Consider the following 18383-nt stretch of genomic DNA (forward strand, 5'->3'; position numbering starts at 1 on the left):
ACATTCGCCAACCTTATCATACAAAAAGAAATGATCCTGACAAATAGGATCATTCCATTTTATCATATGCCTCAATAATACGTTGCACCAATGGATGTCTCACAACGTCCGTTTGTTCTAATGTAATAAATGACAGACCTGATACACCAGATAAAATATTAGCAGCTATGGATAGCCCTGATTTTACCCCTTTTGGCAAGTCTACTTGTGAAGGGTCCCCTGTAATAACCATTTTAGAGCTAAAACCTAATCTTGTTAAAAACATTTTTATTTGAGCACCCGTTGTATTTTGAGCCTCATCTAAAATAACAAATGAATCATCAAGCGTACGCCCCCTCATATAAGCAAGCGGCGCGATTTCAATTACTCCTCGCTCCATCATACGCTGCGTATATTCTTGTCCAAGAATATCATGTAAGGCATCATATAATGGACGTAAGTATGGATCTACCTTCTCTTTCAAATCCCCTGGTAAAAAACCTAAATTTTCTCCAGCTTCTACAGCAGGTCTTGTTAAAATAATTTTCTTTACATATCCTTGTTTTAAAGCTCTCACAGCCATTACTACAGCTAAGTATGTTTTTCCAGTTCCTGCAGGCCCTATCCCAAAGACAATATCATTCTTCTTCATCGCATGAATATATCTTCTTTGCCCCATTGTTTTTACACGAATGGATTTACCTTTTGCAGTCTTGAAAATTTCTTCTTCATATAACTCTTCAAATTGAGCAATTTTCCCTTGTTGCGCGAGCTGAATTGCATACGCAACATCTCTCTCTGAAATTGATATACTTTTACGAATTACAACAAGTAATTGCTGTAAGATTTTTTCTACGAGTGTCACCGTTTCAACTGCTCCAGATACATGGACAGTTTCTCCTCTAGTTACGATCGATACATTCAGTTCTCGTTCAATTACTTTTAAATGTGCATCATTGACTCCAAAAAGAGCGATTGCTTCGTTAGTATTTTCCAATTGTTGGTTCATTTCTACTAATTGTTCTGCCATTACTCAGTCTCCTTGAATATCGGATTCGGATATTGGTTGTGGCTCTGCAATATTTTCAACCACAGTATAATGCAATGTGACTTTTAGTTGATCCGCCTCAACCTCTTTACTCAAAATCTTATCACTTACAATCATAGCATGTTCATCCAATTTTTTCTTTAGTTCTTTTTCGGCCATCTCCTTCGCTACTTTCAGCGCTTGCTTTTCTGTATATTCTCGATTCGCTTCTTCCTCTTCTCTCACAACATCTTTTTCATATGCAATCGGCAGTGTAAAACCAAATAATTTCACATCATGCTTTACACTTTCAGTACGAGAGCGTTTATACTTATCATGCTGAAATCCCCATATTTTTATTTTCGTATCCCCAAATTTAAGAAAATGTTCATTGTATACATTACCAGTATACACTTGGAATTGCGTCTTTAGCGGAACATCTACCTTAGATGTATACCACGTTTCGCCATACACAATACCTTTCGCTGAAACAATCGTCGGACTTTCCTCATTACCATATATTCCCGATACGAGAATCTGCCCTTTTTCTACATGATCATTCTTCAGTACAACCGGCTTTCCAACTTCTACAAACGTTTTTGTAATAATCGCTTCTTTTTTTGCTACTAAATTTTGCGGCCTTTGTTCCTTTTCTTTTTTTGGTTCGTTTTTTTCAACAATTTTAAAATGATACGTCGTTCCTCTTACTTCTAGTCCCGCCCAAGTAATGGCATTAATATTATCTGTCAAATGGCGTTGTACATCTTCTACATTCGGCATTTGAAATTGTAGTTTCCCTTTTTTAATACCCATTTTATCCAATTCTTTCATCAATATATATTCTGTTTCGGGTTTTGCTCCTGTAATTTCAATTTTCCAAACCATATTTGACATTGCAATCACGCCAAAAAAGAAAATTAAAAACCCAATTAAAAATCCACTATTTTTAATTAAACGCTTATTCCAAAAAGGAAAACCATAACGTCCAATAAAATATAATTTACATTCATTTTTTCTATAAATTGGTTTTATTTTTTTCACATCGCGTAACAACATACAAAAAACTAACGTTTCATCAGCTATTTTCTTAACATCCCAAACTAACAAATTCCTCCGTACACATTCATTAACAAACCGTTCCGCTCCTCTACCTTCAATCCGCACTTTTACATATCCAAGCCACTTTATAAACCATTTATTTTTCATTTACCACCTTCACTGCCTTTCTAAAAGTAGATATACTACTTTTTATTTGAAGCATTAAAATAGCTCGTACTAAAATGAAACAAATTAAAACTGTAATCGGTCTCTATCAACGAAACTTTTACAGGATAAAGAAGAAAAACTTCACAAATGGAAGTTTCACTTCAATCACCTTTTTTTTCATTTTCTAAAAATGTTACTTGCTCAATTATCCCTTCGAGCAAAAGCTCTTCTGGAAGAATCGTTTTAATAACAAAGGATTGTCCTTTAATTAGTAATTGACCATGTTTTAAAAGCAATCGCACTTCTTTATCTGAAAACACTAATAGCCCCCGATGATTTTCTATATAAATATGTATTTGCCCAACAAGAGTAATCCGAGGCAGATCCATTAATACATCCACTGGTAGGTCTACTTGTTTTGTTAACCAATTTTTCATTTGTTCTAATTTCTTCATCTCGAAAGACCCCCTCCTCATCCCATATATATGTATTTCTTCACAAGTGCCTATCGTGTTATAACGACTTCACTAACATAACTATATTCTGTAAGAGTTCATCTCATGTTAATTAAAACAGTCGCTATATGAAATCATATTTATCAGGACAATGATGGATCAGAGAATGTTACCCATAATAATAGAAGTATTAATACAAGAATATGCGCCCTCAGGGGATATCAGTACAAGTTAAATTAAGAAATTGAGCCTAGCAAGAAGTTGGAAACTTGAAAAAACCTGTTACAATTCGTTCTGGACGTGACATACTGACCATAGAATAAGTAGTTGTCATTCATTAGACAAATGAGATAAAATCCGAAAAAGGAAATTGCTCCACTCTGAATTTTGCGGTGTAAGTAAGAATATTTTATAGGTGGTTGTTATATGAATTTCAAAAAAATATTAGGATTCATTAAAAAACAAAAAAATGAATTAATAAGCGAGGAAATACGAAAGGAAATTGGATTTAGTCAAGAAATTTTGAATGTTATAAAACAAGTTACTAACAGCAGCATCCAGCCCTTTTATGCAACTGATTCAAAATCTAAAATAGCCGGAGTCTCTTTCGTTACCTTTGAGGATTCTGCTGAACAGCAAGTTATAAAACTTCAATCTGAGGTTCAGAAACTTGGATACTTAGCTTTTATTTGCGAAAGAAGTTTTAGTCAAGGAAGTAAGAGTGAGTGTAGAATTGCAATTACACAAGGAAATGACCAATTTGATATCCTTACAATCCAACAAACAAATGGCGTTAATTACGAAGTTAGCAATATAGATGTTATTTTTAAACTAAGAAAATGGAATGATCGCTATCCTTTTATCATAATCGGTGCAGATCATGACTGGGTTGATGCCATTTTTAGCGCGTTACCTACAGACGAAGAAATGCAATCTTTCGCGCAAGAAATGTATGAATTTTGTCCAGATATAGTGGAACAAGGAACAGAAAGCATTGAGGAGTTAGTCGAAGAAATTAAGAAAACGAAAAAGCTTTTTTTATGGTGGGATTAATCATAACTAAGGCTGTTACCTTTTTTTACATACCAGAGGCGTTTCTATCACTTACAGAAACGCTTATTAAGCAATATAGCGTTTTTCCTTAATAAGAACAATAAAAAAACGTCTCATACGAAATGAGACGTTTTTTTATGCTAATAGCTGGATAACCAACTTATTCACAAGTGATCCGTCTGTTTTACCTTTTACTTTCGGCATAACAGCAGTCATCACCTTACCCATATCTGCTTTAGAAGTCGCACCAACTTCAGAAATAACTTGCTTGATTACATCAACTAGTTCTTCTTCAGTTAATTGCTCTGGCAAATATGCGCTTAAAATCTGAATTTCACTTTGCAGTTTATTAACAAGGTCTTCACGACCAGCTTTTTTAAATTCAAGGAGGGAGTCCTTATACTGTTTTACTTCACGAGCTAAAACTGTTACTTCCTCTTCTTCAGTAAGAGTATGTTGCAGTTTAATACCTTCATTTTGTAAAGCAGCCTTAACCATACGAATAACGGTTAATTTTTCTTTTTGTTTATTCTTCATCGCTTGTTTCATATCATCGTTTAAACGACCGAGAAGACTCATAACTTACACCCTCTCTTAGAATTTACGCTTTCTTGCCGCTTCAGATTTCTTCTTACGTTTTACACTTGGTTTTTCATAAAACTCGCGCTTTCTTGCTTCAGCAAGTGTACCAGTTTTAGAAACCGATCTTTTAAAACGGCGAAGTGCATCCTCCAAAGACTCGTTTTTACGAACGACTGTTTTTGACATTCTCTTTCCCTCCCTCCGAAACATCACACTTACATACTAACTTCAGCATGCAAAAAGAAACACTTCTTCAGCATGTCTTTTACGATTATAATACATTTTATCACTTCAGGTCAACTATTTGGCAGAATAAAAGAAGAATAGAAGCATTTCCTTTTCAAAAGTTATACAAATAGCTAGTATCCTTCTTTCATGAAGACAACTATATTTTTATCATTTCAACTTTTTTCATACAGGGATGCACGAAACGCCTCTCCACCTTCTAGTACTTAACCGCTTCAAATAAAGAAAGCATGCAAACCGTTTCCGGTTGCACGCTCTTTTTTATGCGCTTGCTGATTCTTTTTTCACATCATCTTCAAGAACACGAACAAATTGCGCTTCGTTATATGGATAGCCAGCTTTCGTAATTTTCACTTTCACTAGCTTACCAATTAATTCTTCTGATCCTTCAAATACAATTTTCAAGTAGTTATCTGTATACCCTACATATAACCCTTCACGGTCGCCGTCTTTAAATTGCTCTTCTGGAATGATTTCAAGCACTTCACCTTCAAACGCTGATGCATATTCTTTCGCTAATTGATTAGATAGCTCAATTAAACGATGAACACGATCGTTCTTCACATCTTCAGGAACTTGATCTTCCATGCGTGCTGCAGGTGTTCCTGTACGTTTTGAATAAGGGAACACGTGTAACTCAGAGAAGCGGTTCTCTTTAATGAAATTGTATGTTTCCATGAATTCTTCTTCTGTTTCACCTGGGAAACCAACGATTACGTCAGATGTAATCGCAAGGCCTGGTAACGCTTCTTTCAAACGATCTAAACGCTCTTGGAAGAATTCCATCGTATATTTACGACGCATACGTTTTAATACAGTATTAGAACCAGATTGCAACGGAATATGCAAGTGACGTACAACTACTTCAGATTTATCTAACACTTCAATTACTTCATCTGAAATTTGACTCGCTTCAATAGAAGAAATACGAAGACGTTTTAATCCGCCTACTTCCGCTTCCATATCACGAAGTAATCCAGCTAAGTTATAATCTTTTATATCTTCGCCGTATCCACCTGTATGAATACCCGTTAATACGATTTCTTTATAGCCTGCATCCACTAATTGTTGTGCTTGTTTAATAACCTCTTTTCCATCACGAGAACGCATTAAACCACGCGCCCAAGGAATGATACAGAATGTACAGAAGTTATTGCAACCCTCTTGTATTTTTAAAGACGCACGTGTACGATCCGTGAAATAAGGTACATCAAGTTCTTCGTACACACGTGTTTTCATAATATTGCGGACCGCATTAATTGGTTGACGCTCTTTACGGAATTCTTCGATGTAACCTAACATCTTTTCACGATCCTGTGTACCAACTACAATATCTACACCTGGAATCGCCATAATTTCAGCTGGAGATGTTTGTGCATAACATCCCGTTACGCAAATAACTGCATCTGGATTTTGACGCACAGCACGTCTGATTACTTGACGGCTTTTTTTGTCCCCAGTATTCGTTACTGTACATGTGTTAATAACATATACATCAGCTTTCTTTTCATATTCTGTTCTTTCATAACCACCTTGTTTAAACAATTGCCAAATGGCTTCTGTTTCATAGTGGTTTACTTTACAACCTAACGTATGGAACGCAACAGTTGACATTGATCATCACCCCATCAATTCAAAATGATACGAAGCAGCACTTAACGCATATAACGGCGCCGTTTCTGTTCTTAAAATTCTTGGTCCTAAACTACATGGTACAAATTTATGTTCACGAAGCGCTGTAATCTCTTCCTCAGCTAAACCGCCTTCTGGGCCAAATACAATCAATAGCTTTTGACCTGGTTTCATTGTCGTTAAAGCTTTCGCAAAATTAGATTTCTCGCCTTGTTTCGCTTCCTCTTCGTAAGCAACAAGACAAACATCATACTCACCACTCATTGTAAGCAGTTGCTTAAATGATGCCGGAGCATGTACTTCCGGAATTTCACTTCTATGTGATTGTTCCGCAGCTTCTTTCACAATTTTTCTTAAACGCTCAACTTTTTTATCAGCTTTTTTCGCATCCCATTTTACGATAGAGCGAGATGCTTGAAATGGTAAGAATGCAGCTGCCCCAAGCTCAGTTCCTTTTTGAAAAATCAACTCTAGCTTGTCTCCTTTTGGCAGTCCACTTGCAATCGTCACGAAAACAGGAAGTTCACTTGACGCCTCTACCCATTCTACAATAGCCGTATTAATAAATTCACTGGTAATTTCATCAATTGAACATACTGCTGTTTTTCCGTTTACACAGCAATAAATTTGATCGCCAGCTGTCATACGCATTACTCTCGCAATGTGATGTACATCATCACCTACAATGCGAATTTTTGCTTCACTTACATGTTTTTCTTCTACAAAATAACGTTGCATATAATCACCTTAGTAGAGTTTCGTTCCTTTCGTAAGTCAACACTTACGAAAAGAACGAAACATTATCATTTTTCATATAACAAACGGCAAGTCCCTCACCTTATAGTGAGAGACTCCCCTTTTCATTATAGACTAAAATCTATATTACGCATTTCGTGCAATAATTGCTACCCAATCTTCCATTCGTAACACTTCTTCAATTGTAAATCCAGCTTGTTCTAACGCCTCAGAAATTACTTTTTCCTTCGCAGCAATAATGCCCGATGTAATAAATAATCCACCTGACTTCACAACTCTCGCTGCATCTTCAGGGAATAAAAGAATAATTTCTGCTAATAAGTTAGCTACGATTAAATCAACAGGACCTTCAATACCTTCTAAAAGACTATTTTGCCCAACAGACACGATATCATCTGTTTTATTTAAACGCACATTCATTTCTGCACTTTCAACTGCAACCGGATCTAAATCATATGCTTGAACAGAAGACGCACCTAATTTTGCCGCTGCAATACTAAGCACACCAGAACCTGTTCCTACATCAATGATAGTGTCACCTGGCTGTACTGTTTTTTCTAAAGCACGAATACACATCGTTGTTGTTGGATGAGTTCCTGTACCAAACGCCATACCTGGGTCTAATTCAATGATTTTTTCATCAGGAGAAGATGGTGTATATTCTTCCCACGTCGGTACGATTGTGAATGTATCAGAAATTTGTACTGGATGGTAATATTTTTTCCAAGCAGTAGCCCAATCTTCTTCATTGACTTCGTTAACGGTAATATTTCCAGTACCAATTTCAATGTCGTAAGATGGAAGCACATCAATAGATGATTTTACACCTGCAATCGTTTCATGTAAAGAATCCGTTTGCGGGAAATATGCTTTTATTAATACACCTTCCGCCGGATATTCATCTGGATTCAATGCATAAATTTCACCATATTGTTGCTCGCGCTCTTTCGTTAACTCCGCTGGATCCTCAATCGCAACTCCGCTAGCACCAGCTTCATGTAAAATATGAGAGACAGCTTCTACTGCTTCTTCTGTTGTATGAATACTAATTTCTGACCATTTCACAATTTACCAACTCCATTTTTTATTTCCATTATTCCCCTTTGAAAGCACGTTTAAGCTTTCCGAATAAACTATCATCCTGCTCTTCTTGTCCTGCAAATTCACGTAATAAATCTTTTTGCTGCGAAGTCAATTTCGTCGGTACAACAACACGAACGACTACATATTGATCTCCTTGGCCGTATCCACGTACGTTCGGAGCACCTTTTCCTTTTAAGCGGAATTCTGTTCCAGTTTGTGTTCCTGCTGGAATTTTCAGCTTCACTTTACCATGAACAGTAGGAACTTCCACTTCATCACCAAGCGCCATTTGCGCAAATGTTAATGGCATTTCGCAAATAATGTGATCTCCTTCACGCTCGAAGAATTCATGATTTCTTACATGAACGACAACATATAAGTCTCCTGCTGGTCCGCCATTTACGCCGGCTTCACCTTTTCCAGACACACGAATTTGTTGACCATTATCGATACCTGCTGGAATTTTAACATTGATTTTTTTACGCTTACGAACTTTACCTGAACCGTGACATGTCGTACATTTTTCTTTAATAATTTGTCCAGTTCCTGAACAATGACCACAAGCTTGACGGTTTACGATACGACCAAACGGTGTGTTTTGTTCTACACTCACTTGACCAGAGCCTGAACAATGTTTACATGTTTCTTTTGAAGTTCCTGGTTTTGCTCCACTACCTTTACAAGTATCACATGGATCTTCTACTGGAATTTCCACATTTAATTCCTTACCAAAAATAGCTTCTTCAAAATCTAAAGTGACTTGATATTGTAAGTCAGCACCTTGGCGCGGAGCATTTGGATCACGACGTCTGCCGCCGCCACCGCCAAAGAAAGAACTAAATATATCTTCAAAACCGAAGCCACCGCCGAAGTCTCCTCCGCCGCCAAATCCACCGAATCCTTGATTTGCACCAGCATGACCAAATTGATCGTACTGCGCACGCTTTTGATCATCACTTAACACTTCGTATGCTTCTTGTACTTCTTTAAACTTTTCAATTGCATTTTCTTCTTTACTTACGTCTGGATGGTATTTTTTAGCCAAACGACGATACGCTTTTTTTATTTCATCTGTTGAAGCGCCCTTGCTAAGTCCAAGGACCTCATAATAGTCTCGTTTACTCATAAATTTACAACCCCCGAATCTTTCACATAAACGTAATTTTAACACCGAAAGAAAGTGCTTTGCAACAAAGTTTCCTCACTTACAGTATGCAAAGCGAAAAACTTAAGATCCTCACACATCGCTTCTCATTCGTGAAAAAAGCCAAAGTCAAGGCACGCTTGACTTTGACTTTTTGTCATCTTACTTATTATGTTTACAGTTGAATTACTTGTCTTCTTTTACTTCTTCAAACTCAGCGTCAACTACATTGTCTTTCTTCGTGCCAGCGTCTTGCGCACCTTCTGCTTGACCAGCAGCTGCTTGAGCTTGCTCGTATAATTTAACAGTTAATTGTTGTACGATTTCTTGTAAAGCATCTTTTTTCGCACGAATTTCTTCAAGCTCGTTTTTCTCAATTGCAGCTTGTAATGCTTCTTTCGCTTCTGTTGCTTTTGCAACTTCAGCTGCATCTACTTTACCTTCTAAATCTTTTACAACTTTGTCTGTTTGGAATACAAGTTGGTCAGCTTCGTTACGAAGTTCAACTTCTTCCTTACGTTTTTGGTCAGCGTCAGCATTTGCTTCCGCTTCTTGTACCATACGTTCTACTTCTTCATCAGAAAGACCTGAAGAAGATTGGATTGTAATAGCTTGCTCTTTGCTTGTTCCTAAGTCTTTCGCACGTACGTTAACAATACCGTTCGCATCAATATCGAATGTTACTTCGATTTGTGGAATACCACGTGGTGCTGGTGGAAGGTCAGTTAATTGGAAACGACCTAACGTTTTGTTGTCAGCTGACATTGGACGCTCACCTTGTAATACGTGAATGTCTACTGCTGGTTGATTATCAGCAGCTGTCGAGAATACTTGTGACTTACTTGTTGGAATTGTAGTGTTACGCTCGATTAATTTCGTGAACACGCCACCCATAGTTTCAATACCTAAAGAAAGTGGAGTTACGTCTAATAATAGAACGCCTTCTACATCACCAGTAAGTACGCCACCTTGAACTGCAGCACCTAATGCTACAACTTCATCAGGGTTTACACCTTTATATGGCTCTTTACCAGTTTCACGTTTAATAGCTTCTTGTACAGCTGGGATACGAGTAGATCCACCAACAAGAATAACTTTATCTAATTCGCTTGGAGCAAAACCAGCGTCTTTTAATGCACGACGAGTTGGCTCTAATGTTCTTTCAACAAGACCTGCTGAAAGCTCTTCGAATTTCGCTCTTGTTAACGTTAATTCTAAGTGTAATGGACCAGCAGCTCCAGCACTAATGAATGGTAATGAAATCTGAGTTTGTGTTACACCAGAAAGATCTTTTTTCGCTTTTTCAGCTGCATCTTTCAAGCGTTGAAGCGCCATTTTATCTTGGCTTAAATCAATGTTATTTTCTTTTTTGAACTCAGCTACTAAGTGATCGATGATAACTTGGTCAAAGTCATCGCCACCAAGACGGTTGTCACCAGCAGTTGAAATAACTTCAAATGTGCCGTCTGCTAACTCAAGGATAGATACGTCAAATGTACCGCCACCTAAGTCATATACTAAGATTTTTTGTTCTTCGTCTTGTTTTTCTAAACCGTAAGCAAGTGCTGCTGCTGTTGGTTCGTTAATGATACGCTCAACTTCTAAACCAGCGATACGACCAGCATCTTTCGTTGCTTGACGCTCTGCATCGTTGAAGTATGCAGGTACTGTAATAACAGCTTTCGTTACTGTTTCACCTAAGTATGCTTCAGCAGAAGCTTTTAAGTTTTGTAAAATGATTGCAGAAATTTCTTGAGGTGTATAATCTTTACCTTCAACTTCTACTTTGTAGTCTGTACCCATATGACGTTTAACAGACATGATTGTATTTGGGTTTGTAATTGCTTGGCGCTTTGCAACTTCCCCAACTTGACGTTCTTCATTTTTGAAAGCTACAACAGAAGGTGTTGTACGGTTTCCTTCTGGATTTGGGATAACCTTTGGTTCTCCACCTTCCATAACAGCTACACAAGAGTTTGTTGTACCTAAGTCAATACCGATAATTTTACTCATGGCGAATCCTCCTAGTTTTATGTAAATTATTGATTTACTTTTACCATTGATGGGCGAATCACACGGTCTTTTAATTTATAACCTTTTTGGAATTCTTCCACAACCGCGTTTGATTCAAATTCACTATCTTCCACTTGCATAATAGCTTGGTGTTCATTAGGATCAAACTGTTTACCAACAGCTTCAATCACTTCCACACCTTCTTTAGTCAGCGCTTCTAACAATTGACGATGCACCATTTCCATACCTTGTAACAAGGATTTCGTTTGCTCATCAGTCGCTTCCACTTGCATTGCTCTTTCAAAATTATCAAGAGCTGGCAAGATGTCTGAAACTAGACTTTGTGCTCTATATTTTTCAGCAGCCTGTTTATCCATTTGGACACGGCGCTTATAATTTTCAAAATCAGCTTGTAGACGTAATGTGCGACCTTCCGTTTCCGTTAGTTTCGCTTGTAACTCATCTACTTTTTCTTGTAAAAGAGCAGCCTCACTTTTTTCTTCTACAGTTTCTTCACTGTTTTCTGGCGTGACAGCTTCTTCAACTTGCGCTTCTTTTACTTCTTCTACCACTTGTTCGTTACGCTCTTCCACAATATTCACCTCCTTAAAAGGTATTAGGTATCATGCATAGCATGATTACCTAAGCATTATATATTACACACAGCAATGAAAATTTCATCACTTGAGCGAATGTATTACTCTCATTTACTTTTTAAGTCCATCAGTAAATTGTCTCGTAAATAACTGTAACAAACTAATTACACGAGAATATTGCATTCTCGTAGGACCTAAAATAGCAATTGTTCCAAGTTGCTCTTCGCCGATCGAATATGTTGCAGAAATTAAACTGCAATCCTCCATAGCCGTCGAAGTGTTTTCCCTACCAATTTTCACTTGAATCCCGACTTGTTTATGACGCAAAATGTCATAAAATTCGGCTTCATTATCAATCATGGTAAGCAAAGATCTAACCTTTTGAATGTCATGGAACTCTGGCTGCGAAAGCATATTTGCTTTTCCTCCAAAGTATATCTTTTCCGATAACGGAACTTGAAATGTACCATCTAACATTTTTATTGCACTATCGTAATTATGAACATACCCACGTAAAACTGTAACAATCTCCTTAAAGATTTTATTATGAAGTTCTTCCATCGGTACGCCAGATAGCTTTTCATTTAAAACATTAACCATTTTTTCTAAATCTGATAAATCAACAGATTCCGGAACGGTAATCGTTTTACTTTGTACATGCCCTGTATCAGTTACAATAATAGCGACTGCAGTTTGACGATCAAGCGGCACAATTTGTACATTTTTAAGTTTATTTGTACTTAACTTCGGTCCAAGAACAATGGCCGTATAATTCGTAAGTTCTGATAAAATTTGAGCAGATTGCTGTGCAATTTTTTCCGCTTCAAAAATTCTTTCAGCAAATAAATCTTTAATTTGTACAATTTCAGCGTTCGGTAAGTTTTGCGGCGCTAAAAGATGGTCTACATAAAATCGGTAGCCTTTCTCAGAAGGAACACGTCCAGAAGAACTGTGCGTTTTTTCAATAAAACCTAATTCTTCTAAGTCCGCCATTTCATTTCGAATAGTAGCTGAACTAAATGTAATTTCATCTTTTTTAGCCAACGTTCTAGACCCAACAGGCTGCGCTGATCCAATAAAGTCATCAATAATTGTTTGTAAAATTAAGAGCTGACGTTCCGTAAGCATCTCATCATCACCTCTGTTAGCACTCTTTGTCTTTGAGTGCTAAATCTATTAATAACTTACCAAAATTGACATTCAATTGTCAACGGAAACGTCACGAAATAATGAAACTTTTTCACGCCTATGGAACATTTAATTAGTCAATCAAAAATGATTGGAATACTTCATTCCCTAATAATTTTCCTTTTCGCGTTAAACGCACATGTCCATTTTCCTCTTCAAGTAATCCTTGTTCTTGATTGCTTTGTAACTGCTTCGCGAAAACTTGATCCATCTCCACATTAAATTTATCGCGGAATGCCGTTTTAGAAACACCTTTTGTTTTTCGAAGTCCTAAGAACAGTTCTTCTTCCATTCTTTCTTTCTCCGTCACCTTATGAACATCTAAATACGGAAATCCTGTTTCATCAATTTTATTAAAATATTGCTTCAGCGGACCTACATTTTGAATACGTTCCCCATTCACATAACTATGAGCTCCAGCTCCAAAGCCATAATACTCTTCATTATTCCAGTATGTGAGATTATGTCTACTTTTATTGTCACCTTTTGAGAAATTACTAATTTCATACTGGTTATAACCGTGTTTCTCCATTTCATCCATTACCATTTCATACATTTTAGCTTCATGGTCTTCACCCGGAAGACGCAATTTCCCTTTATTCATTAAGTTATAAAACACTGTTTTAGGTTCCACAATTAATGAATATGCCGAGAAATGTTGTACACCAAGCGTAAAAGCAATGTCTAATGTTTCCTTCACATCTTCTATCGTTTGTCCTGGCAAAGCATAAATAATATCTACATTAATATTTTTAAAGCCTACTTCCTGAGCTTCTCGAATCGCTAGGAATGCATCTTCCCTCGTATGCTTGCGCCCGATTTTCTCAAGCAGTTCATCACGGAACGTTTGCACACCAAAACTAATTCGATTCACTCCACCTTCTAGTAGTACATTCAACTTCTCTTTCGGTAGATCTCCTGGATTCGCTTCAAATGTCAATTCACAATTCGGAGCAAACGGACGCAAATGACGATTAATAATCTCGAGTAATTTTTTTGTCTGTTCCATATTTAACGCTGTCGGAGTTCCACCGCCCACAAAAATCGTTTTCATACTATCAAACGGAACTTTTTGAACCGTATTTATTATTTCCTTCTCTAAATAATCTAAATATTGATCAACCGGTTGGCGTTCAATAAACACTTTATTAAAATCACAATAGTGACAAATGTGCTGACAAAACGGAATATGAATATATGCAGCTTGTACCAAATATAACTCCTACCTTTCTAAAAAGAAAACCTCCGCACTCCGGAGGATTCTCTACTTCTCTAACGTATTACGAATTTGTTCCATTCGCATTTTTCCCCAATCATACATCATTTCAACGATCGGTAAAAGTGACATGCCTAGTTCCGTCATATAATACTCAACACGAGGAGGAATTTCGGGATATACTGTTCGATCAACAATCCCATCTTCCATTAACTCTTTTAATTGGTTCGACAAAACTTTATGAGAAATGCTTGGGAATAACCGTTGTAATTCACTAAAACGATGAGGCCCTTCCACACCAAGATGCCACAGTATCACAACTTTCCACTTTCCACTAATAATAGAAAGCGTCAATTCCTTTTCACAATTAAAATTGCCATTTTGTATTTTATCTTGAATATCTTTTCGAATATTTTCGGACATTAACAATCTCCTAACTCTATATGAACTAAAAAGCTCTCTCATTATTGTAAATGAGAGCTGCTCAGATGTCTAAAAAGTAATTATACAGAAAAAAGAAGCCGCACAAACGACTTCTTTTTTATTTCAAATATTAGTTGTCATCCATTTTCAGTACAGCCATGAATGCCTCTTGTGGCACTTCTACAGAACCAACAGACTTCATACGTTTTTTACCTTCTTTTTGCTTATCAAGAAGTTTACGCTTACGAGAAATGTCACCGCCGTAACATTTTGCAAGTACGTTTTTACGCATCGCCTTAATTGTAGAACGTGCTACAACTTTATTTCCGATAGTCGCCTGAATTGGTACTTCGAACTGTTGTCTCGGAATTAATTCTTTTAATTTCTCTACAATTACTTTACCACGGTCATACGCTGAATCACGGTGTACGATAAATGATAAAGCATCCACTTGTTCATTATTTAAAAGAATATCCATTTTCACAAGTTTAGATGGTTTATAACCAATTAACTCGTAGTCAAATGATGCATACCCTTTCGTATTTGATTTCAATTGATCGAAGAAGTCATATACGATTTCTGATAACGGGATTTCATATGTTAATGTAACACGCGTTTCATCTAAATATTGCATATCAATAAACGTTCCACGTTTACCTTGGCAAATTTCCATTACAGCTCCAACATAGTCATTCGGAACCATAATTGAAGCCTTCACAAACGGCTCTTCTACACGATCGATAGACTGTGGATCTGGCATATTAGATGGATTATCAACAATAACATCTTCACCGTTTGTTAAATAAACTTTATAAATAACGCTTGGCGCTGTTGTAATTAAGTCAATCTTAAATTCACGTTCAATACGTTCTTGAATGATTTCCATGTGAAGAAGTCCTAAAAATCCACAACGGAAACCAAATCCTAACGCTTGAGATGTTTCTGGTTCAAACTCAAGAGCAGAATCGTTTAACTCTAATTTTTCTAACGCATCACGTAAATCGTTATAACGAGCAGAATCAATTGGATACAGCCCACAGAATACCATCGGGTTTAATTTACGGTAACCTGGTAACGCCTCTGCAGCTGGACGTTTCGCATGTGTAATCGTATCACCAACACGTGTATCACCTACGTTTTTAATAGATGCTGCTAAGAAACCTACATCACCTACTGTTAACTCGTCACGTTGCGTAGTTTTCGGTGTAAATACACCTACTTCTGTTACTTCAAATTCTTTACCCGTTGCCATCATACGTACTTTATCGCCAACTTTTACCGTTCCATTTACAACACGGATATAAGCAATTACACCACGGTACGGATCATATAAAGAGTCGAAAATCATACATTGTAACGGCTCTTCTGAATCACCTGCCGGAGCTGGTACTTTTTCAACAATTTGTTCTAAAATTTCTTCAATACCAATTCCAGCTTTCGCAGAAGCAAGTACCGCTTCTGATGCATCTAAACCAATTACATCTTCTACCTCTTGACGTACACGTTCTGGATCCGCACTTGGTAAGTCGATTTTATTGATAACTGGTAAAATTTCTAAGTTGTTATCGAGCGCTAAGTATACGTTCGCTAACGTTTGCGCTTCAATACCTTGCGCTGCATCTACTACAAGAATCGCACCTTCACAAGCCGCTAAACTACGAGATACTTCGTACGTAAAGTCGACGTGTCCTGGTGTATCAATTAAATGAAGAATATACTCTTCACCATCTTTTGCTTTATAGTTTAATTGTACTGCGTTTAATTTGATTGTAATACCACGCTCACGCTCTAAATCCATAGAGTCAAGCAACTGAGCTTTCATTTCGCGTTGTGTTAACGCATTTGTTTTCTCTAAAATACGGTCTGCTAACGTTGATTTTCCGTGGTCAATATGAGCAATAATAGAGAAATTACGAATTTTGGACTGTCTTTTTGCTCTTTCTTCTTTGTTCATCTATGTTCTCAACTCCTAATAGTCTCGCCAATATACACTAGCACTGATTATATCAATAGAGCAACAAAGATTCAATGAAAACTCGTGCTGCTTACGATACAAATCATTCTATCTATATCTTATGCGAATAAACCATAAGAGACAAACCCTTTTCAAATTTTAAAACGGTTGTCTTACAAATCAGTAAAACAACCTTCTCCCATGCTACTCTTAGCTAAAAATCCCCTTTATTTTCCCAACAACTATATCCGTTCCGAACTTCGTCATTTCATAAGCTACACTTGCTACCGCCATCCCAATTCCTTCTACAACATTAAAACTTCTTAAACGTTCTAATTGTTGTTGTTTTTCTGAAGCTGAAAACGAACTACCCAAAATTTCTGATTCAACACCTGTACTCTCTGTCCCTGTCATATGAGCTATTTGTTCATACGACAATTGCCGATAACCTTTCATACTTTTCAAACCATGATTAGCAAGTGACACTCCTGCTATCATCATAAGTAAACATAAAGCTACACTACATATACACAAAAGCGCAAAACGACTCAAACTATTATCATCTTTCTCCCTCAATGTGTATACGCTCCCGTATTATCTTGATCAATTTGATGATGCAGCGCTGCATTTAAACCACTCGCTATTACATTCGCCATATCCTCAATAAAAGTATCTACTTCTTTTGGGGTCACCATTAAGTTATGACCAAGGGGCGATAGCACTTCATAAATCAACCTTCTTTTTTCTTCTTCTTCTAACGTACCAACAGCACCTAAAAACATATTTCGGCTCTTTTCATCTGGCATATCTTCTTCTGTTAATTTTTTCTTTTCTCCAAATGAAAATCCCGCTGGTAACAAAGATCTTGAAGGTTTGTTTCCTTCTTTCATCTCTCGACCAAAATGTTTCAAAATAAAATCAATCGTATCACTTGTAATCGAAACGGCATCGACCACAGTCGGAACACCAATTGCGATAACAGGGATACCTAATGTCTCTTTACTTAGTTCCTTACGTTTATTCCCAACCCCTGATCCAGGATGGATTCCAGTATCAGAAATTTGTATCGTGCTATTTACTCGTTCAATAGAACGGGCAGCTAATGCGTCAATCGCAATTACAAAGTCTGGATTTGTCTTCTCAATAATCCCATAAATAACATCGCTCGTTTCGATGCCTGTAATCCCCATTACCCCCGGCCGAATTGCACTAACAGGCCTGAATCCTTCTTCTACACTTTCAGGCTGCAATTGAAACAAATGTCTCGTTACTAATACATTTTCTACAACTATTGGCCCAAGAGCATCCGGTGTTACATTCCAATTCCCAAGGCCTACAATTAAACAGCTCGCTTCTTTTGTAACACCAACCTCTTCTAAGAAATAAGAAAATTCTTTTGCAAAAATACGCTCCACTTTTTGTTGAAGTTCTGTATCTTGCTGACGTATACCTTGTACTTCAAGCGTTAAATAATTTCCAGGTTTTTTACCCATCGCTTCAGAGGCAGCTTCATCAATTGTTACTTTTGTAATTATAGTACCTTCTTCTTCCCTCTCTTTTACAATTACCCCCTGTATCCCTTTTTGTTCTTCTTGGCTTTCTTGCAACATTTGATGAGCTTCTACAGCAAGGTCAGTTCTAACGCTATATTTACTTAAATCCAATGGTTCTTTCATCGTATCTCCTCCGTAATTCATAGTAAATATCGTTAGATTTCCCAAAGTTATATAAGGTCATTCTTTCCTTTACGTGAAATTTCATGGATATACTATTGCAATTCTCTTCACCGTTTGATAGAATATCACTTGTTCTATGTAAGAATCGAGTCAT

Annotated in this window: 18 protein-coding genes; 1 reads left to right on the forward strand and 17 read right to left on the reverse strand. The window is 37.0% G+C overall.

Going from position 1 to position 18383, the window contains the following annotated elements:
* Positions 1–49: 49 nt before the first annotated feature.
* The 3 genes from N2V79_RS21120 to yqfC all read right to left on the reverse strand — a co-directional run bounded on the left by N2V79_RS21120 (position 50) and on the right by yqfC (position 2667).
* Positions 50–1009 (reverse strand): PhoH family protein, encoded by a 960-nt coding sequence (locus N2V79_RS21120; protein WP_000840520.1) that lies wholly within the window; start codon positions 1007–1009, stop codon positions 50–52.
* A 3-nt stretch (positions 1010–1012) separates the two neighbouring features.
* The gene (gene yqfD, locus N2V79_RS21125) at positions 1013–2212 is read right to left on the reverse strand and encodes a sporulation protein YqfD (protein WP_000792498.1); all 1200 of its coding nucleotides are present in this window, start codon (positions 2210–2212) and stop codon (positions 1013–1015) included.
* 161 nt (positions 2213–2373) lie between these two features.
* The gene (yqfC, locus tag N2V79_RS21130; protein ID WP_000732269.1) at positions 2374–2667 is read right to left on the reverse strand and encodes a sporulation protein YqfC; all 294 of its coding nucleotides are present in this window, start codon (positions 2665–2667) and stop codon (positions 2374–2376) included.
* Between the two features lie 426 nt (positions 2668–3093).
* Here yqfC and N2V79_RS21135 point away from each other — a divergent pair, with 426 nt between their 5' ends.
* Positions 3094–3720 (forward strand): DUF4253 domain-containing protein, encoded by a 627-nt coding sequence (locus N2V79_RS21135; protein WP_001009615.1) that lies wholly within the window; start codon positions 3094–3096, stop codon positions 3718–3720.
* Positions 3721–3855: 135 nt separating this feature from the next.
* Here N2V79_RS21135 and N2V79_RS21140 read toward each other — a convergent pair whose 3' ends face one another.
* From N2V79_RS21140 to gpr, 14 genes are all read right to left on the reverse strand, one after another.
* Positions 3856–4299, reverse strand: coding sequence for a GatB/YqeY domain-containing protein (locus N2V79_RS21140; protein WP_000054582.1), 444 nt, complete (start codon positions 4297–4299; stop codon positions 3856–3858).
* A 15-nt stretch (positions 4300–4314) separates the two neighbouring features.
* Entirely contained in the window at positions 4315–4488 is a 174-nt protein-coding gene (rpsU, locus tag N2V79_RS21145) for a 30S ribosomal protein S21 (RefSeq protein WP_000048061.1), read from the reverse strand.
* A 321-nt stretch (positions 4489–4809) separates the two neighbouring features.
* Positions 4810–6162, reverse strand: coding sequence for a tRNA (N(6)-L-threonylcarbamoyladenosine(37)-C(2))-methylthiotransferase MtaB (mtaB, locus tag N2V79_RS21150; RefSeq protein WP_000108679.1), 1353 nt, complete (start codon positions 6160–6162; stop codon positions 4810–4812).
* 6 nt (positions 6163–6168) lie between these two features.
* Positions 6169–6918, reverse strand: coding sequence for a 16S rRNA (uracil(1498)-N(3))-methyltransferase (locus N2V79_RS21155; protein WP_001190142.1), 750 nt, complete (start codon positions 6916–6918; stop codon positions 6169–6171).
* Between the two features lie 144 nt (positions 6919–7062).
* Entirely contained in the window at positions 7063–8001 is a 939-nt protein-coding gene (gene prmA / locus N2V79_RS21160; RefSeq protein ID WP_000872103.1) for a 50S ribosomal protein L11 methyltransferase, read from the reverse strand.
* A gap of 28 nt (positions 8002–8029) precedes the next feature.
* The gene (dnaJ, locus tag N2V79_RS21165) at positions 8030–9145 is read right to left on the reverse strand and encodes a chaperone protein DnaJ (protein ID WP_000043947.1); all 1116 of its coding nucleotides are present in this window, start codon (positions 9143–9145) and stop codon (positions 8030–8032) included.
* A 204-nt stretch (positions 9146–9349) separates the two neighbouring features.
* Entirely contained in the window at positions 9350–11176 is a 1827-nt protein-coding gene (gene dnaK, locus N2V79_RS21170; protein WP_069356209.1) for a chaperone protein DnaK, read from the reverse strand.
* Positions 11177–11202: 26 nt separating this feature from the next.
* Positions 11203–11769, reverse strand: coding sequence for a nucleotide exchange factor GrpE (gene grpE, locus N2V79_RS21175; protein WP_000392711.1), 567 nt, complete (start codon positions 11767–11769; stop codon positions 11203–11205).
* Positions 11770–11883: 114 nt separating this feature from the next.
* A complete protein-coding gene (hrcA, locus tag N2V79_RS21180) occupies positions 11884–12900 on the reverse strand; it encodes a heat-inducible transcriptional repressor HrcA (protein ID WP_000954942.1) in 1017 nt (338 codons plus the stop codon).
* A 133-nt stretch (positions 12901–13033) separates the two neighbouring features.
* Positions 13034–14173, reverse strand: a complete 1140-nt coding sequence (hemW, locus tag N2V79_RS21185) for a radical SAM family heme chaperone HemW (RefSeq protein ID WP_340720198.1) — start codon at positions 14171–14173, stop codon at positions 13034–13036.
* Between the two features lie 51 nt (positions 14174–14224).
* Positions 14225–14599: a winged helix-turn-helix transcriptional regulator gene (locus N2V79_RS21190; RefSeq protein ID WP_001293539.1), complete on the reverse strand. Its 375-nt coding sequence runs from the start codon at positions 14597–14599 to the stop codon at positions 14225–14227.
* Between the two features lie 130 nt (positions 14600–14729).
* Entirely contained in the window at positions 14730–16553 is a 1824-nt protein-coding gene (gene lepA, locus N2V79_RS21195) for an elongation factor 4 (RefSeq protein ID WP_001030948.1), read from the reverse strand.
* Positions 16554–16763: 210 nt separating this feature from the next.
* Positions 16764–17129 carry a YqxA family protein gene (locus N2V79_RS21200; RefSeq protein WP_001207095.1) on the reverse strand — a complete coding sequence of 122 codons (366 nt, stop codon included), beginning with the start codon at positions 17127–17129 and terminating at the stop codon, positions 16764–16766.
* On the reverse strand, positions 17126–18229 hold the full coding sequence (gpr, locus tag N2V79_RS21205) for a GPR endopeptidase (RefSeq protein ID WP_000662644.1): 1104 nt from the start codon (positions 18227–18229) through the stop codon (positions 17126–17128). Before gpr ends, N2V79_RS21200 begins: the two co-directional genes overlap by 4 nt.
* Between the last annotated feature and the right edge of the window lie 154 nt (positions 18230–18383).

Source organism: Bacillus sp. CH_70, assembly GCF_038007045.1.
In the GTDB taxonomy this organism is placed as follows: Bacteria; Bacillota; Bacilli; order Bacillales; family Bacillaceae_G; genus Bacillus_A; species Bacillus_A cereus.

Bases quoted from the DNA above. Each gene is read 5' to 3' on its own strand.
- hrcA (WP_000954942.1), bottom strand. From the start codon at position 12,900: ATGCTTACGGAACGTCAGCTCTTAATTTTACAAACAATTATTGATGAC.
- gpr (WP_000662644.1), bottom strand. From the start codon at position 18,229: ATGAAAGAACCATTGGATTTAAGTAAATATAGCGTTAGAACTGACCTT.
- lepA (WP_001030948.1), bottom strand. From the start codon at position 16,553: ATGAACAAAGAAGAAAGAGCAAAAAGACAGTCCAAAATTCGTAATTTC.
- rpsU (WP_000048061.1), bottom strand. From the start codon at position 4,488: ATGTCAAAAACAGTCGTTCGTAAAAACGAGTCTTTGGAGGATGCACTT.
- dnaK (WP_069356209.1), bottom strand. From the start codon at position 11,176: ATGAGTAAAATTATCGGTATTGACTTAGGTACAACAAACTCTTGTGTA.
- N2V79_RS21120 (WP_000840520.1), bottom strand. From the start codon at position 1,009: ATGGCAGAACAATTAGTAGAAATGAACCAACAATTGGAAAATACTAAC.
- mtaB (WP_000108679.1), bottom strand. From the start codon at position 6,162: ATGTCAACTGTTGCGTTCCATACGTTAGGTTGTAAAGTAAACCACTAT.
- dnaJ (WP_000043947.1), bottom strand. From the start codon at position 9,145: ATGAGTAAACGAGACTATTATGAGGTCCTTGGACTTAGCAAGGGCGCT.
- yqfD (WP_000792498.1), bottom strand. From the start codon at position 2,212: ATGAAAAATAAATGGTTTATAAAGTGGCTTGGATATGTAAAAGTGCGG.
- N2V79_RS21155 (WP_001190142.1), bottom strand. From the start codon at position 6,918: ATGCAACGTTATTTTGTAGAAGAAAAACATGTAAGTGAAGCAAAAATT.
- N2V79_RS21140 (WP_000054582.1), bottom strand. From the start codon at position 4,299: ATGAGTCTTCTCGGTCGTTTAAACGATGATATGAAACAAGCGATGAAG.
- N2V79_RS21135 (WP_001009615.1), top strand. From the start codon at position 3,094: ATGAATTTCAAAAAAATATTAGGATTCATTAAAAAACAAAAAAATGAA.
- N2V79_RS21190 (WP_001293539.1), bottom strand. From the start codon at position 14,599: ATGTCCGAAAATATTCGAAAAGATATTCAAGATAAAATACAAAATGGC.
- yqfC (WP_000732269.1), bottom strand. From the start codon at position 2,667: ATGAAGAAATTAGAACAAATGAAAAATTGGTTAACAAAACAAGTAGAC.